Raw genomic sequence first — 16,544 nt, forward strand, 5'->3', positions numbered from 1 at the left:
CACCTACACTTCGTAATCCATTTCTTCTTCATTATTGTGCAGCGGTATCAACTGGACCTTTTGCACCCGGTGGTTTTCCACCTGCAACGTTTTCAACCGATAGTCGCCCACCTGCACTTCTTCCCCGGTTTTCGGTATACGCTGCAAATATTCCATCAACAATCCGGCAATAGTGTGATACTCCCGTTTCTCATCGAGGGGAATAGGGACGTACTGCACCAGATCTTCCAGCGGCATATGCCCGTTAGCCGTCCATGAACCGTCGGCATTCTTCTGAATGTCGTGGCGGGCGTCGATCTCTTCTACCTCATTAGGCAGGTTACCGGCGATGGTTTCCATCACGTCGCTCAGCGTCACAAGCCCCTCTACGGAACCAAACTCATCCGCCACAAACGCAAAGTGGGTGCGGGCATTACGGAACTGCTCCAGCGCCGGCAGTAGCGGCAGGGTCTCCGGGAACACCAGCGGCTGGCGGATCAAGGCGCGCAGATCGAGCGGTTCGCCGCGCAGCGACTGTTGCAGCAAGTCGATGACGTGCACCACGCCGAGCAGTTCTTCCTGCTCATCTTCTCCGGTTACCACCAGACGCGTGTGCTGGTTTTTCTCCAGCAGGGCGCGGATCTCCGCTTCGGGCGCGTTAAGGTCGATGTGCTCAATATCATGGCGTGAGGTCATAATGCTGCTGACGGTGCGCTGATTCAGATTCAGCACACGCTCAATCATCCGGCGCTCCTGCGGGGCAAAAATCTGACCTTCATGATGATCGGCCAGCATGGCGGCCGTTTCAGCATCCAGTTCGGCATCTTCTTTTTGCCCACTCAGCAGGCGCATCACCGCCTCAGCGGTACGCTGGCGCAGGGTGTGATTAGCTGACAGAAAACGGCGGCGGTTAAAGATGGCCAGCTGATTTAATGCCTCAATCATGACCGAGAAACCGATGGCTGCGTACAGGTAACCTTTTGGAATGCGGAAGCCAAATCCTTCGGCGACCAGGCTGAAGCCGATCATCAGCAGGAAGCTAAGACACAGAATGACGATGGTAGGATGGCTGTTAACAAAGCGGGTTAACGACTTGCTGGCCAGCACCATCAGGCTAATGGCAATAATGACGGCGGCCATCATCACGGCCAGATGATCGACCATCCCGACGGCGGTGATCACCGAGTCGAGCGAGAAGATGGCATCCAGCACCACGATTTGTGCGACCACGCCCCAAAACTTCGCGCCTTTACGCTGGGTGGGGTTATCGCTGTCTTTCCCCTCCAGCCGCTCATTGAGCTCCATTGTGGCTTTGAACAGCAGGAAGAAGCCCCCGAAGAGCATGATCAGGTCCCGTGCGCTAAAGCTCAGATCCCGAATGCTAAACAGCGGGGTGGTCAGCGTCACCAGCCAGGAGATTGAGGCCAGCAGCAGCAGGCGCATTACCATCGCCAGCAGGAGCCCGGTAATACGCGCCTTGTCCCGCTGGGCTGGAGGTAATTTCTCCGCGAGGATGGCAATAAAAACAAGATTATCAATGCCAAGAACAAGTTCGATCACGATTAGCGTGACGAGTCCGGCCCAGATTGACGGATCGGCAATCCATTCCATAGTAAAAACGATACCCATAGTTGTATGACAATTGTCACAATTCGATCATGGATAAAGCCAGCGAAAAATGCAATGCCGGTGACGAATTTCTCTCTCATTGATATCTGCCAGTCAGCCGGGAAATAGGCTTAATGTTATTGTGAAAAATAACAATATAACGCCAGGTATATTTAGGAAATATCGCAGGTGATCTGTTTTTATATTAGTGTTGTCAATATCAATAAAATCCTAAAAATATTGTAATTTTATTCTTAATATTAATCTTAAAAGCAAACGATAGAGGCGTTGTTATCTTGCCTGCTATTCTTTTAGCTGCAACAATTCTTTCCGTATATAACAAGAGAACTCTTTCGACTTTCCTCCGTGCTGCATTTCATGATGTGACGCAAAGAGGGGTGCGGTGAAAATAAAGGATAAGTTAAAAATTTAAATTAATCAGTGCATTGGTAGCTAAAAAGCCAGGGGCGGTAGCGTGTCTGGTCGCCTGATGAACAGCCTGATTTATTCAGTCAACAGACCGCAGATGAATTCAATATTTTTAGGATAGATGCCAGTTAAATTTCTTTTCAATTAACGGCAAGGTAACTGTGAACAGGTGAAACTGCCATTTAGAAAGCACGTGATAATGACTCGGTCAAAGTGATAAATAATCAATGATGAAATCCAAAATTAAATTGATACCCGTCCTGGTGTCGGTGATCTTGATAAACGGTTGTACCGTACTACCGGGCAGCAATATGTCGATGATGGGTAAAGACGTGATTAAGCAGCAGGATGCCGATTTCGATCTCGACCGTATGGTGAATGTTTATCCACTGACGCCCCGACTGGTAGAACAATTACGCCCACGGCCGAATGTCGCCCAGCCCAATATGTCTCTGGATCAGGAGATTTCCGGATACCAGTATCGCGTCGGCCCGGGTGACGTCCTGAATGTGACCGTCTGGGACCATCCGGAACTGACCACGCCAGCGGGGCAATACCGCAGCTCCAGCGATGCCGGTAACTGGGTTCAGCCCGATGGCACCATGTTTTATCCCTACATTGGCAAAGTCAACGTGTCCGGAAAAACGTTGGCAGAAATCCGCAGTGATATTACCGGGCGCTTAGCGAAGTACATTGCTGACCCGCAGGTGGACGTTAATATCGCCGCTTTCCGCTCGCAGAAGGCTTACGTCTCCGGGCAGGTGAACAAATCCGGCCAGCAGGCCATTACCAACGTGCCGTTAACCATTCTCGACGCCATTAATGCCGCTGGCGGTCTGACCGAAGCGGCAGACTGGCGTAACGTCGTGCTGACCCATAACGGCCAGGAGCAGCGAATTTCCCTGCAGGCACTGATGCAAAATGGCGATCTCAGCCAGAACCGACTGCTCTATCCCGGCGACATCCTGTTTGTACCACGTAACGACGATCTGAAAGTCTTCGTGATGGGGGAAGTGAAGAAACAGAGCACGCTCAAAATGGACTTCAGCGGTATGACGCTAACCGAAGCGTTGGGCAATGCGGAAGGGATCGACCTGACCACCTCCAATGCCAGCGGCATCTTCGTTATTCGACCATTGAAAGGCGAGGGCGCGCGCAACGGCAAAATTGCCAACATTTACCAGCTTGATATGTCCGATGCCACCTCTCTGGTGATGGCGACGGAATTCCGCCTTCAGCCTTACGACGTGGTGTATGTCACTACCGCACCGGTCGCCCGCTGGAACCGTTTGATCAATCAGTTGCTGCCGACCATTAGCGGTGTTCGTTATATGACGGATACGGCCAGCGACCTTCACAACTGGTAATCGACATGTTTAACAAAATCTTAGTTGTCTGCGTGGGGAACATTTGCCGGTCCCCTACGGCAGAACGTCTGTTAAGGCAATTCCACCCGGCGTTGACGGTCGCCTCTGCAGGCCTCGGGGCGCTGGTGGGCAAGGGCGCTGACCCGTGTGCCGTGAGCGTGGCGCAGGCACATAACCTGTCGCTGGAGAATCATTGTGCGCGGCAAATCTCAGGGAAAATGTGCCGGGATTATGACCTGATCCTCACCATGGAGAAGCGCCACATTACCGCGCTGTGTGACATGGCACCGGAGATGCGCGGCAAGGTGATGCTATTTGGTCACTGGGACAGTGAGCGCGAAATACCAGACCCTTACCGTAAAAGCCAGGATGCGTTTGACGCGGTGTACGCCTTACTTGAACAGTCTGCCCGCCAATGGGCTCAGGCACTGAATGCGGAGCAGGGAAAACAATGACAGAGAACGTAAAACAGTCTGCTGCGCCAGCAACCGGCAATGATGAAATTGATATCGGTCGCCTGGTCGGAACGGTGCTGGAAGCGCGCTGGTGGGTGCTGGGTATTACCGCGGCCTTTGCGCTGTGCGCGGCCATTTACACGCTGTTTGCCACGCCTATCTACAGTGCCGATGCGCTGGTGCAAATTGAGCAAAATACCGGCAATTCACTGGTGCAGGATATCGGCTCGGCGCTGTCGAATAAACCTCCTGCCTCGGAAGCCGAAATTCAGCTGATTAAGTCGCGGCTGGTGTTGGGGAAAACGGTGGACGATCTGGATCTGGATATCGCCGTCACCAAAGATACGTTCCCGCTGTTTGGCGCGGGCTGGGACCGACTGATGGGCCGCCAGAACGAAACGGTTAACGTGACGACGTTCACCCTGCCAAAGGCAATGAATGAGCAAACGTTCACCCTTAAGGTGCTGAATGATAAAAGTTATCAGCTGGTCAGCGACGGCGGTTTTAGCACCCAGGGTCAGGTTGGACAGCCGTTAAACCACGGCGGCGTCACGATGCAGGTCAACGCTATTCATGCTGCTGCTGGCAGTGCTTTTACCGTCAGCAAATATTCTACGCTTGGCATGATAAACGCCCTGCAAAACAACCTCAGCGTGACGGAAACCGGCAAAGACACCGGCGTACTGAGCCTGACCTATACCGGTGAAGACCGCGAGCAGATTCGCCAGATCCTCGACAGCATCACCCGTAACTACCTTGAACAAAATATAGTGCGCAAATCCGAAGAGGCGGCCAAAAGCCTGGCGTTTCTGGCAAAGCAACTGCCGGAGGTACGTAACCGTCTGGACGTTGCTGAAAATAAACTGAATGCCTTTCGCCAGGATAAAGACTCGGTGGATTTACCGCTGGAAGCCAAAGCGGTGCTGGATTCGATGGTTAACATTGATGCCCAGTTGAATGAACTGACGTTCAAGGAGGCGGAGATCTCCAAGCTGTTCACCAAAGCGCATCCGGCTTACCGCACGCTGCTGGAAAAACGTCAGGCGCTGGAAGATGAGAAAGGCAAACTGAACGGCCGGGTGACGGCGATGCCAAAAACGCAGCAGGAAATTGTCCGTTTGACCCGCGATGTGGAGTCTGGTCAGCAGGTCTATATGCAATTGCTGAACAAGCAGCAGGAGCTGAAGATAACCGAAGCCAGCACGGTAGGGGATGTGCGTATTGTCGACCCGGCTATTGCCCAGCCCGGCGTGCTGAAACCGAAAACTGCGCTGATTATTCTCGGCAGTATTCTGCTTGGCCTGATGCTGTCGGTGGTCGGTGTGCTGCTGCGTTCGCTGTTCAACCGCGGGATCGAGAGTCCGCAGGTGCTGGAAGAGCAGGGGATTAATGTGTATGCCAGTATTCCGCTGTCGGAATGGCAAAAAGCGCGTGATAACGTGCAGACCATCAAAGGCATCAAACGTTACAAGCAGAGCCAACTGCTCGCGGTGGGGAATCCAACGGACCTGGCGATAGAAGCGGTGCGCAGTCTGCGCACCAGCCTGCACTTTGCCATGATGCAGGCGCGCAACAATGTGCTGATGCTGACGGGCGTCAGCCCATCGATTGGCAAAACCTTTGTCTGTGCCAACCTGGCGGCGGTGATCAGCCAGACCAATAAACGCGTGCTGCTGATCGACTGCGATATGCGCAAAGGGTATACGCACGAACTGCTGGGCACCAATAACGTCAACGGTTTGTCCGACATCCTTGTGGGTAAGGGCGATATGGCCACCTGCGCCAAACCGACGTCTATTCCTCATTTCGATCTGGTCCCGCGCGGTCAGGTGCCGCCCAACCCTTCTGAACTGCTGATGAGCGAACGCTTTGGCGAGCTGATTGCCTGGGCCAGTGCGCGCTATGACCTGGTACTGATTGATACCCCGCCCATTCTGGCAGTCACCGACGCGGCCATTGTTGGCCGTCATGTTGGCACCACGCTGATGGTCGCGCGTTATGCCGTCAACACCCTGAAAGAGGTGGAAACCAGCCTGAGCCGCTTTGAACAAAACGGGATTCAGGTCAAGGGTGTGATCCTCAACTCCATCTTCCGACGCGCCAGCGGGTATCAGGATTACGGTTATTACGAATATGCATACACGTCGGATGCGAAATAAATAACCAACCCTGCCGGATGCGGCGTAAGCGCCTTATCCGGCCTACAAAAACATATTTATACCCTAAATAATTCGAGTTGCAGGAAAGCCAACGCACATGCAACTTGAAGTATGACGGGGATATTCGGGAAACGAAAATGACCACAGAAAACCCGCTTATTTCAATTTATATGCCGACCTGGAATCGTCAGCAACTGGCGATCCGGGCGATTAAATCGGTGCTGCGCCAGGACTATCCGCACTGGGAGATGATCATCGTGGATGACTGTTCCTCTGCGTATGAACAATTACAGCAGTATGTTGAAGATCTGAACGATCCGCGCGTCACCTATACCCATAATGCCTTTAATTCCGGGGCGTGTGCTGTGCGCAATCAGGCCATTATGCAGGCCCGCGGGCAATACATTACCGGTATTGATGATGATGACGAGTGGACGCCGAATCGCCTGAGCGTGTTCCTTAAAGATCGCCATCAGCTGGTCACTCGGGCGTTTCTGTATGCCAATGATTATGTCTGTGAAGGTGAAGTCTATTCCCAGCCCGCCAGTCTGCCGCTGTATCCCAAGTCGGTGTACTCACGGCGCAAGTTCTACAAGCGCAACATTATTGGCAATCAGGTCTTTACCTGGGCGTGGCGGTTCAAAGCCTGTCTGTTCGACACCTCGCTGAAAGCGGCGCAGGATTATGACATTTTTCTGCGCATGGTGGTGGCCTATGGCGAGCCATGGAAAGTTAATGAAGCCACGCAGATCCTGCATGTGAATCACGGCGAGATGCGCATCACCTCATCACCGAAGAAATTCTCCGGTTACTTCCAGTTTTACCGCAAGCACAAAGGCAAATTTGACCGTGCCAGCAAAAAATATCAGCTGTTTACGTTGTATCAGATCCGCAACAAACGCATGAACTGGCGCACGCTGCTGACCCTGTTGTCGCTGCGTAACAGTAAACGTCTGGCTGACAGTCTGCGAGGGCGATAAATATGCTGGAAGATATCCGCGCTAATAGCTGGAGCCTGCGCCCGTGCTGCATGGTGATGGCCTACCGGGTCGCCCATTTTTGCTCCGTCTGGCGTAAAAAAAATGTGCTGAATAACCTGTGGGCCGCACCGGTGCTGGTGATGTATCGCCTAATCACTGAGTGTCTGTTTGGCTATGAAATTCAGGCGGCTGCAACCATAGGCCGTCGTTTTACCATCCACCATGGCTATGGTGTGGTGATCAACAAACACGTAGTTGCCGGGGACGACTTTACCCTGCGCCATGGCGTGACCATCGGCAACCTCGGCGCAAACGATCTGGCCTGTCCGACGATCGGCAACGACGTTGAGCTGGGTGCCAATGTCACCTTGTTGGGCGATGTCGTCATTGGTCATAACGTGACGATTGGTGCTGGCAGCGTTGTTGTGGACAGCGTGCCGGACAATACGCTGGTGGTGGGTGAGAAAGCGCGAGTAAAGGACGTAAAATGAATATCCTGCAATTTAATGTCCGACTGGCAGAAGGCGGCGCGGCAGGGGTGGCGCTGGATTTACACCTGCGGGCGCTGGAGCAAGGGCTGTCGTCACGCTTCATCTATGGCTACGGCAAAGGCGGTAAGAAAAGCGTCAGCCACCATCATTATCCGCAGGTGTTCAAGCATACGCCGCGCCTGACATCCGCAATGAATATTGCGCTGTTTCGCTTCACGAACCGCGACCTGTTTGGCAATCTCGACAATCTGTATCGCACCGTCACCCGGACTACAGGCCCGCTGGTGCTGCATTTTCACGTGTTGCACAGCTACTGGCTGAATCTGGAAGAGGTGGTGACGTTTTGCCAAAAGGTGCAGGCGCATAAACCGGATATCTCTTTTGTCTGGACGCTGCACGATCACTGGAGCGTGACCGGGCGCTGCGCGTTTACTGACGGCTGCGAAGGCTGGAAAACCGGCTGTCAGCAATGCCCAACGCTGAGTAATTATCCGCCGGTTAAGGTTGATAAAGCGCATCAACAACTGCCCGGAAAACGTCAGATGTTTCGCGCCATGCTGGCGCTGGGTTGTCAGTTTATCTCGCCCAGTCAGCATGTGGCTGACGCGTTTAATAGCCTGTACGGTGCGGGGCGCTGCGCCATTATCAACAACGGGATCGATGTCGCGACCGAAGCCATTCTCAGTGACTTGCCGCTGAACGATGAGCTCCACAGTCGGCCGAAAATCGCCATCGTGGCTCACGACCTGCGCTATGACGGCAAAACCAACTTGCGGTTGGTGAAACAGATGATGGCGCTGGGCGACAAAATAGAGCTGCATACCTTCGGCAAATTCTCACCATTTAGCGGCGCGAACGTGGTGAATCACGGATTTGAAACCGACAAGCGCACGCTGATGAGTGCGCTTAACCAGATGGATGGGCTGGTGTTCAGCTCGCGGGTGGATAACTACCCGCTGATTTTATGCGAAGCGCTTTCTATTGGTGTGCCGGTGATTGCCACGCACAGCGAGGCGGCGCAGGAAGTGCTGGCGAAATCGGGGGGCAAAACCTTCAGTGAACAGGATGTTCTGCGGCTGGTGCAGTGCAATAAAACGGCGATCGCGCAGGCGGTATTCGGTACCTCGCTGGCGGCCTTTCGCCAGCGCAGCCGCAGCGCCTACAGCGGCCAACAGATGCTGGAGGACTATGTCTCGTTCTATCAGAATCTGTAGCTACTTGTTGCTACCGCTGCTGTACCTGCTGGTCAATGTCAAGCTTGTGCAGTTGGGGGAAAGTTTTCCGGTCACCGTGGTCACGTTTTTGCCGCTGCTGTTGTTGCTGTTTGTTGAACGTATCAATATCAAAAAACTGCTGATTGCGCTGGGGATTGGCGGCGGGCTGACTGCCTTTAATTACCTGTTTGGTCAGTCGCTGGACGCCAGCAAATATGTGACTTCCACCATGCTGTTTGTCTATACGGTGATCATTATTGGCATGGTCTGGAGTATTCGCTTTAAAACCGTCTCCCCGCATAACCACCGTAAGATTTTACGTTTTTTCTGGCTGGTGGTGGGGCTGGTGGTGGGGCTGGCTGCGGTTGAGATGGCGCAGATTATTCTCACCGGTGGCAGCAGTTTAATGGAAGCAATTTCGAAATATCTTATTTACAGCAACAGTTATGTTCTGAACTTTATTAAGTTTGGTGGTAAACGAACTACAGCCCTTTATTTCGAACCGGCATTCTTTGCTCTGGCATTAATCTCAATTTGGCTCAGCATCAAACAGTTTGGTATCAAAACGCCTAAGGCCGATGCTATGATTCTGGCAGGGGTAATATTATCAGGATCGTTTTCAGGGGTAATGACCTTTATTTTATTTTATCTGCTGGAGTGGGCATTTCAGTATCTGAACAAAGAAGCGATAAAAAAGAAATTACCGCTGGCAATAATCACACTGAGCGTGTTTATGGTTGGCGTAATATTTGCTTTCCCCTACATTGCTGCACGACTTGGTGATTTAGGTACGGAAGGGTCATCATCGTATTACCGTATTGTGGGCCCGCTGGTGATGGTCGGTTATTCATTACTCAATATTGATGGCGTAGTCAGATTTGGCTCACTTTATGAATATGTAGCGTCATTCGGAATCTTTAACGGTGCAGATGTCGGAAAAACAATAGACAATGGTTTGTATCTGCTGATTATTTATTTCTCATGGTTCGCTGTGATATTAGCGGTGTGGTACATGGGAAAGGTTCTGAAAATGATGTTAAATGCGTTTGGCGATAATCCGAATTATCAGGTGCAGCTTTATCTTTTTACGCCGCTGTCGCTGTTTTTTACCGGTTCAGTATTTAGCCCGGAATATGCGTTTTTAATTGTTTGTCCGTTTATTTTGCGCAAGGCGCTAAATATCGCGAGGTAATTCCTATGCTGCTCACTATTATCACCGTCGCCTTTCGTAATCTGCAGGGGATCGTCAAAACCCACGCATCGTTGGCCCATCTGGCGCAGGCGGGCGACATCAGCTTTGAATGGATTGTCATTGATGGCGGTTCCGCTGACGGTACGCAGGCGTTTCTGGAAAATCTCAACGGTGAGCACCGGTTACGGTTTGTCAGCGAACCGGACAACGGTATTTATGATGCGATGAACAAAGGTATTGCTCTGGCGCGAGGGCGGTTCGCACTGTTTCTGAATTCCGGGGATATTCTGCATGCGGATGCTGCGTCATTTATCCGCCAACTCAAAACGCAAAGCGATAAGGCGATGGTGATTGGCGATGCGTTACTGGATTTTGGCGATGGTCATAAAATAAAGCGTCGTGCCAAGCCCGGGTGGTATATCTATCACAGCCTACCGGCCAGTCATCAGGCAATATTTTTCCCGGTCAGCGGACTGCACACCTGGCACTACGATCTGCAATATAACGTATCGTCTGATTATGCGCTGGCCGCCCAATTATATAAATCCGGTTATGCCTTTAAAAAATTAAGCGGGCTGGTGTCTGAGTTTTCTATGGGCGGCGTATCGACGACAAATAATCTTGAGTTATGTCGGGATGCAAAAAAGGTCCAGCGTCAGATATTACATATGCCAGGTTTTTGGGCTGAACTGTCCTGGCGTTTGCGCTTACGCACCACCGGTAAGACTAAAACCTTATATGGAAAAATGTAAGGGGCAAATATGCAGGATTTAAAAGGCTTCACGATGCCGAAGGGTTTTCGCGGAGGCGGTGCGATTAAAGTGCAATTATGGTGGGCGGTACAGGCAACATTATTTCGTTTGTCGCCGCAGGTGATGTACCGCTGGCGCGCATTTTTACTCCGTTTATTCGGCGCGAAAATAGGAAAAAATGTCGTTATTCGACCTTCAGTAAAAATAACCTATCCGTGGAAATTAACCCTCGGGGATTACGCATGGGTGGGTGATGACGTGGTGTTATATACGCTGGGCACGATTACGATTGGCGCCAATGCTGTTATATCGCAAAAAAGTTATTTATGTACCGGTAGCCATGATTATGCCAGCCCGCACTTTGATATTAATGCCACGCCGATTGTGATTGGCGAGAAATGCTGGCTGGCGACAGATGTATTTGTCGCACCTGGCGTGACGATTGGGGCTGGCACCGTCGTTGGGGCGCGAAGCAGCGTTTTTAAATCGCTGCCCGCCAATGCCGTTTGTCGGGGAAATCCTGCGGTCGTGACGCGCGAACGCGTTGAGAAAGTTACTCCCTGAGGGGATCATTTAAGAGGTATAAACATGTCAAAAGTCGCTCTCATTACTGGCGTAACCGGGCAGGATGGTTCTTACCTGGCAGAACTTCTGTTGGAAAAAGGGTATGAAGTTCATGGGATTAAACGTCGTGCGTCGTCGTTTAACACCGAACGAGTGGACCATATTTATCAGGATCCGCACTCGGGTAATCCAAAATTTCATCTGCACTATGGCGATCTGACGGATACCTCCAACCTGACCCGTATTTTACAGGAAGTTCAGCCGGATGAAGTCTATAACCTCGGGGCGATGAGCCACGTGGCAGTCTCGTTTGAATCCCCTGAATACACCGCGGACGTCGATGCGATTGGTACGCTGCGCCTGCTGGAGGCGATCCGCTTCCTCGGTCTGGAAAAGAAAACCCGCTTCTATCAGGCCTCCACGTCTGAACTATACGGCCTGGTACAGGAAACGCCGCAGAAAGAGACCACGCCGTTCTACCCGCGTTCTCCGTATGCGGTCGCCAAACTGTACGCCTACTGGATAACCGTCAATTACCGGGAATCCTACGGCATGTTCGCCTGCAACGGCATTCTGTTTAACCATGAGTCTCCGCGCCGGGGCGAAACGTTCGTTACCCGCAAAATTACCCGGGCGATTGCCAACATTGCACAGGGGCTGGAGTCATGCCTGTATCTCGGCAACATGGATTCCCTGCGTGACTGGGGCCACGCCAAAGATTACGTGCGCATGCAGTGGATGATGCTGCAGCAGGAGCAGCCGGAAGATTTTGTTATTGCCACCGGCGTGCAGTACTCCGTGCGCCAGTTTGTCGAAATGGCGGCCGCGCAGCTGGGCATTAAATTGCGCTTTGAAGGGCAGGGCGTAGAGGAGAAAGGCATTGTTGTGTCGGTGACCGGACACGATGCGCCGGGCGTGAAGCCGGGTGACGTGATGATTGCGGTCGATCCGCGTTATTTCCGTCCGGCAGAAGTCGAAACGCTGCTCGGTGACCCGGCGAAAGCGCACGACAAGCTGGGCTGGAAGCCGGAAATAACCCTGAGCCAGATGATCAGCGAAATGGTTGCCAACGATCTGGAAGCGGCGAAGAAACATTCTCTGCTGAAATCTCACGGCTATGAGGTCGCCATCGCGCTGGAGTACTGAGGATGATGAAACAACGTATTTTTGTGGCGGGCCATCGCGGGATGGTGGGGTCCGCCATCGTCAGGCTGCTGGCCGCGCGCGACAACGTGGAGCTGGTGCTGCGTACCCGTGACGAGCTCAATCTGCTGGATGCCCGTGCGGTGCAGCATTTTTTTGCCACCGAGCGTATCGACCAGGTGTACCTGGCGGCGGCGAAGGTGGGGGGGATTGTGGCAAACAATACTTACCCCGCTGATTTTATTTACGAAAATATGATGATTGAGAGCAACATCATTCACGCGGCGCACTGTCACAACGTGAACACGCTGCTGTTTCTCGGTTCATCCTGTATTTACCCGAAGCGGGCTAACCAGCCGATGCGCGAAAGCGAACTGTTGCAGGGAACGCTGGAGGCCACTAACGAACCCTACGCGATTGCCAAAATCGCCGGGATCAAACTGTGCGAGTCGTATAACCGTCAGTACGGTCGCGATTACCGCTCGGTGATGCCCACCAATCTGTACGGGCCGCAGGATAACTTTCACCCAAGCAACTCGCACGTGATCCCGGCGTTGCTGCGCCGCTTTCATGAAGCCTGCGCACAAAATGCGCCGGATGTGGTGGTGTGGGGGAGCGGCACGCCAATGCGCGAGTTCCTGCATGTGGATGACATGGCTGCCGCCAGCATTCACGTGATGGAACTGGACCGTGAGGTCTGGCAGGAACATACCCAACCGATGCTGTCGCACATCAACGTGGGAACCGGTGTGGACTGCACCATTCGCGAGCTGGCGCAGACGGTTGCGAAGGTCGTGGGCTACAAAGGCCGCGTGGTGTTTGACGCCAGCAAACCCGACGGCACGCCGCGCAAATTGCTGGATGTTACGCGTTTACACCAGTTGGGTTGGTACCACGAGGTGTCGCTGGAGGACGGGCTTGCCAGCACGTATCAGTGGTTCCTTGAAAATCAGCAGCGATACCGGGGGTAAATATGTTTTTACGTCAGGAAGATTTTGCCACGGTCGTGCGCTGCGCGCCGCTGATTTCCATTGATTTGCTGGTGGAAAATGCGCGCGGTGAATACCTGTTAGGCCAACGCCTCAACCGTCCCGCCCAGGGCGTTTGGTTTGTGCCAGGTGGACGGGTGCAGAAGGATGAACCGCTTGAGAGCGCGTTTGAGCGCCTGACGCTGGCGGAACTGGGGTTACGTTTGCCGCTGTCTTCCGCGGAGTTTTACGGCGTCTGGCAGCACTTCTATGACGATAATTTTTCGGGTACCGATTTCACTACCCATTATGTGGTGCTCGGTTTTCGCCTGAAGGTGAGCGAGGCAGACCTGCGTCTGCCCGATGCCCAGCATGACGACTACCGCTGGCTGACGCCGCAGGCGTTGCTGGCCAGCGATAACGTTCACGACAACAGCCGGGCGTACTTTGTGCCGGAGCGTCAGGCCGGAGTGCCGGGCTTATGAAAATTCTGGTGTATGGCATTAATTATTCGCCGGAACTGACCGGAATCGGCAAATACACCGGCGAAATGGTGGAGTGGATGGCGCAAGCAGGGCATGAAGTACGGGTGATCACCGCGCCGCCTTACTACCCGCAGTGGAAAGTAAACGGTCGTTATTCCGCCTGGCGCTATCGTCGGGAAGACGGTGATGCCACCGTCTGGCGCTGTCCGCTGTATGTGCCAAAGCAACCTTCAACGCTAAAACGTCTGCTGCATTTAGGCAGTTTTGCTGTAAGCAGTTTTTTCCCGCTGATGGCGCAGCGACGCTGGAAGCCCGATCGCATTATCGGCGTGGTGCCGACGCTGTTTTGCACGCCGGGAATGCGCCTGCTGGCGAAACTCTCCGGGGCGCGCACGCTGCTGCACATTCAGGATTATGAAGTTGACGCCATGCTCGGCCTCGGGATGGCCGGGAACAGCAGGGGCGGCAAAGTGGCCACATTGGCCAGCGCGTTTGAACGCAGCGGCCTGCATAACGTCGACTATGTCTCAACCATCTCGCGTTCGATGATGAATAAAGCGCAGGAAAAAGGGGTCGCTGAGGACAAAGTTATCTTCTTTCCTAACTGGTCAGAAGTAGCGCGATTTCGCGACGTGACCGGGGATGATGCCTGGGCGCTGCGGCAAAAACTCGGTGTGCCTGAAGGAAAAAAAATCATTCTTTACTCGGGCAACATCGGTGAAAAGCAGGGACTGGAGAGCGTGATTGATGCCGCCGACGAGCTTAGTGCTCAGCCCTGGCTGTTTGTGATTGTCGGGCAGGGCGGCGGCAAGGCGCGACTGGAAAACAGGGTCCGCGAGCGCGGCCTGGAAAACGTAACATTTTTCCCCCTGCAATCTTATGACGCACTGCCTGCGCTGCTGAAGATGGCCGACTGTCATTTAGTGGTGCAAAAGCGTGGTGCGGCGGATGCAGTACTGCCCTCCAAGCTGACCAATATTCTTGCCGTGGGCGGCAATGCGGTGATCACCGCCGCGCCTGATACCGAACTGGGCCAGCTCTGCGAGGACCATCCGGGTATTGCGGTATGCGTGGAGCCGGAGTCGGTGAGCGCGCTGGTGGCCGGAATTACCCAGGCGCTAATCATGCCTGAAATCAACACGGTGGCACGTGACTATGCCGAACGCACGCTGGAAAAAGACCGCGTGCTTAGCCAATTTATTGCAGATATACGGGGATAACTCATGCGTCAACGCACACTCTTTCCGGTGGTGATGGCCGGTGGCTCCGGTAGCCGGTTGTGGCCGCTGTCCCGCGTCCTGTATCCCAAGCAGTTCCTGTGTCTGAAGGGCGAACTCACCATGCTGCAAACCACGATATGCCGTCTGAAAGGCGTGGAGTGCGAAAGCCCGGTGGTCATTTGCAACGAGCAGCATCGCTTTATCGTTGCTGAACAACTTAGGCAACTCAACAGGTTGACCGAAAATATCATTCTGGAACCCGCCGGGCGTAATACCGCCCCGGCGATTGCACTGGCCGCGCTGGCGGCAAAACGTCACAGTCCGGACGCTGACCCGCTGATGCTGGTGCTGGCGGCGGATCACGTGATTACCGACGAAGAGGCGTTTCGCGAGGCGGTTCGCAATGCGATGCCGTATGCCGAAGCGGGCAAGCTGGTGACATTTGGTATCGTGCCGGACTCGGCGCAGACCGGCTACGGCTATATTCGTCGCGGTGACGTTTGCCCCGCAACTACCGATGCGCTTGCCTTTGCGGTGGCGCAGTTTGTGGAAAAACCGGATCAGGACACTGCTGCAGCCTACGTGGCAAGCGGTGACTATTACTGGAATAGCGGTATGTTTCTGTTCCGTGCCGGGAGCTATCTGGAAGAGCTGAGAAGGTTCCGCCCCGATATTCTGAGCGCCTGCGAAAAGGCGATGAGCACGGTCGATCCCGATCTCGATTTTATCCGCGTCGATGAAGAAGCGTTTCTCGCCTGCCCGGAAGAGTCGGTGGACTATGCGGTAATGGAACATACCGCGGACGCGGTGGTGATGCCAATGGATGCGGGCTGGAGCGACGTGGGATCGTGGTCTTCGCTGTGGGAGATAAGCGCCCATACCGCTGAAGGAAACGTGCATCACGGCGATGTGATCAGCCACAAAACCGAAAACAGCTACGTGTACGCGGAGTCTGGACTGGTGACCACCGTAGGGGTGAAAGATCTGGTGGTGGTGCAGACCAAAGACGCGGTGCTGATAGCCGATCGCAACGCGGTCCAGGATGTGAAAAAAGTGGTGGAGCAAATTAAAGCTGACGGACGCCATGAGCACCATATTCACCGCGAAGTGTACCGCCCGTGGGGCAAGTATGACTCCATCGACGCCGGAGAACGTTACCAGGTTAAACGCATTACCGTAAAACCGGGCGAGGGACTGTCGGTGCAGATGCACCATCACCGCGCTGAGCATTGGGTGGTGGTGGCTGGGACGGCGAAGGTGACGATTGATGATGACATCAAACTGCTCGGTGAAAACGAATCTGTCTATATCCCTCTGGGGGCGACGCACTGTCTGGAGAACCCCGGAAAAATCCCGCTGGATCTGATTGAAGTGCGTTCGGGATCTTACCTCGAAGAGGACGATGTAGTGCGGTTTGCGGATCGCTACGGGCGGGTGTAGGCATTGAATATCTTGCCGGACGGTGCTCAGCCTACTAACCCGTAGGCCCGCTAAGCGCAGCGCCACCGGGCAATCAACAACAATTATCTATTTTGACC

15 protein-coding genes are annotated in these 16,544 nt (G+C 53.6%); 14 read left to right on the forward strand and 1 reads right to left on the reverse strand.

From position 1 onward, the window contains the following. Nucleotides 1-3 precede the first annotated feature (3 nt). Nucleotides 4-1,590, reverse strand: a complete 1,587-nt coding sequence (locus IMQ48_RS22765; RefSeq protein WP_196210806.1) for a TerC family protein — start codon at nucleotides 1,588-1,590, stop codon at nucleotides 4-6. A gap of 653 nt (nucleotides 1,591-2,243) precedes the next feature. Between IMQ48_RS22765 and IMQ48_RS22770 the strand changes: the two genes are divergently transcribed. The 14 genes from IMQ48_RS22770 (at nucleotide 2,244) to cpsB (ending at nucleotide 16,446) form a co-directional block, all read left to right on the forward strand. Further along, the gene (locus tag IMQ48_RS22770) at nucleotides 2,244-3,383 is read left to right on the forward strand and encodes a polysaccharide export protein (protein WP_196210774.1); all 1,140 of its coding nucleotides are present in this window, start codon (nucleotides 2,244-2,246) and stop codon (nucleotides 3,381-3,383) included. Nucleotides 3,384-3,388: 5 nt separating this feature from the next. Continuing rightward, nucleotides 3,389-3,838 carry a low molecular weight protein-tyrosine-phosphatase Wzb gene (gene wzb / locus IMQ48_RS22775; protein ID WP_096756580.1) on the forward strand — a complete coding sequence of 150 codons (450 nt, stop codon included), beginning with the start codon at nucleotides 3,389-3,391 and terminating at the stop codon, nucleotides 3,836-3,838. Then, entirely contained in the window at nucleotides 3,835-5,997 is a 2,163-nt protein-coding gene (wzc, locus tag IMQ48_RS22780; protein WP_196210775.1) for a tyrosine-protein kinase Wzc, read from the forward strand. The genes wzb and wzc overlap by 4 nt, the downstream gene beginning before the upstream one ends. Before the next feature lie 137 nt (nucleotides 5,998-6,134). Then, a complete protein-coding gene (gene wcaA, locus IMQ48_RS22785) occupies nucleotides 6,135-6,977 on the forward strand; it encodes a colanic acid biosynthesis glycosyltransferase WcaA (protein ID WP_196210776.1) in 843 nt (280 codons plus the stop codon). Nucleotides 6,978-6,979: 2 nt separating this feature from the next. Then, nucleotides 6,980-7,468 (forward strand): colanic acid biosynthesis acetyltransferase WcaB, encoded by a 489-nt coding sequence (wcaB, locus tag IMQ48_RS22790; protein WP_196210777.1) that lies wholly within the window; start codon nucleotides 6,980-6,982, stop codon nucleotides 7,466-7,468. Further along, nucleotides 7,465-8,682, forward strand: a complete 1,218-nt coding sequence (gene wcaC / locus IMQ48_RS22795) for a colanic acid biosynthesis glycosyltransferase WcaC (RefSeq protein WP_196210778.1) — start codon at nucleotides 7,465-7,467, stop codon at nucleotides 8,680-8,682. The genes wcaB and wcaC overlap by 4 nt, the downstream gene beginning before the upstream one ends. Beyond that, nucleotides 8,657-9,874, forward strand: a complete 1,218-nt coding sequence (wcaD, locus tag IMQ48_RS22800) for a colanic acid polymerase WcaD (RefSeq protein WP_196210779.1) — start codon at nucleotides 8,657-8,659, stop codon at nucleotides 9,872-9,874. Before wcaC ends, wcaD begins: the two co-directional genes overlap by 26 nt. Before the next feature lie 5 nt (nucleotides 9,875-9,879). Next, nucleotides 9,880-10,626, forward strand: a complete 747-nt coding sequence (wcaE, locus tag IMQ48_RS22805; protein ID WP_196210780.1) for a colanic acid biosynthesis glycosyltransferase WcaE — start codon at nucleotides 9,880-9,882, stop codon at nucleotides 10,624-10,626. Nucleotides 10,627-10,635: 9 nt separating this feature from the next. Then, nucleotides 10,636-11,190: a colanic acid biosynthesis acetyltransferase WcaF gene (wcaF, locus tag IMQ48_RS22810; protein WP_196210781.1), complete on the forward strand. Its 555-nt coding sequence runs from the start codon at nucleotides 10,636-10,638 to the stop codon at nucleotides 11,188-11,190. Between the two features lie 24 nt (nucleotides 11,191-11,214). After that, on the forward strand, nucleotides 11,215-12,336 hold the full coding sequence (gmd, locus tag IMQ48_RS22815) for a GDP-mannose 4,6-dehydratase (RefSeq protein WP_196210782.1): 1,122 nt from the start codon (nucleotides 11,215-11,217) through the stop codon (nucleotides 12,334-12,336). A 2-nt stretch (nucleotides 12,337-12,338) separates the two neighbouring features. After that, nucleotides 12,339-13,304: a GDP-L-fucose synthase gene (locus IMQ48_RS22820; protein WP_196210783.1), complete on the forward strand. Its 966-nt coding sequence runs from the start codon at nucleotides 12,339-12,341 to the stop codon at nucleotides 13,302-13,304. Nucleotides 13,305-13,306: 2 nt separating this feature from the next. Next, on the forward strand, nucleotides 13,307-13,786 hold the full coding sequence (locus IMQ48_RS22825; protein ID WP_196210784.1) for a GDP-mannose mannosyl hydrolase: 480 nt from the start codon (nucleotides 13,307-13,309) through the stop codon (nucleotides 13,784-13,786). Continuing rightward, nucleotides 13,783-15,006, forward strand: a complete 1,224-nt coding sequence (gene wcaI / locus IMQ48_RS22830; RefSeq protein ID WP_196210785.1) for a colanic acid biosynthesis fucosyltransferase WcaI — start codon at nucleotides 13,783-13,785, stop codon at nucleotides 15,004-15,006. Before IMQ48_RS22825 ends, wcaI begins: the two co-directional genes overlap by 4 nt. Before the next feature lie 3 nt (nucleotides 15,007-15,009). After that, nucleotides 15,010-16,446: a mannose-1-phosphate guanyltransferase gene (gene cpsB, locus IMQ48_RS22835; RefSeq protein ID WP_196210786.1), complete on the forward strand. Its 1,437-nt coding sequence runs from the start codon at nucleotides 15,010-15,012 to the stop codon at nucleotides 16,444-16,446. The last annotated feature ends 98 nt before the right edge of the window (nucleotides 16,447-16,544 follow it).

This window comes from Citrobacter sp. Res13-Sevr-PEB04-36, assembly GCF_015672735.1.
Classification (GTDB): Bacteria; Pseudomonadota; Gammaproteobacteria; order Enterobacterales; family Enterobacteriaceae; genus Citrobacter.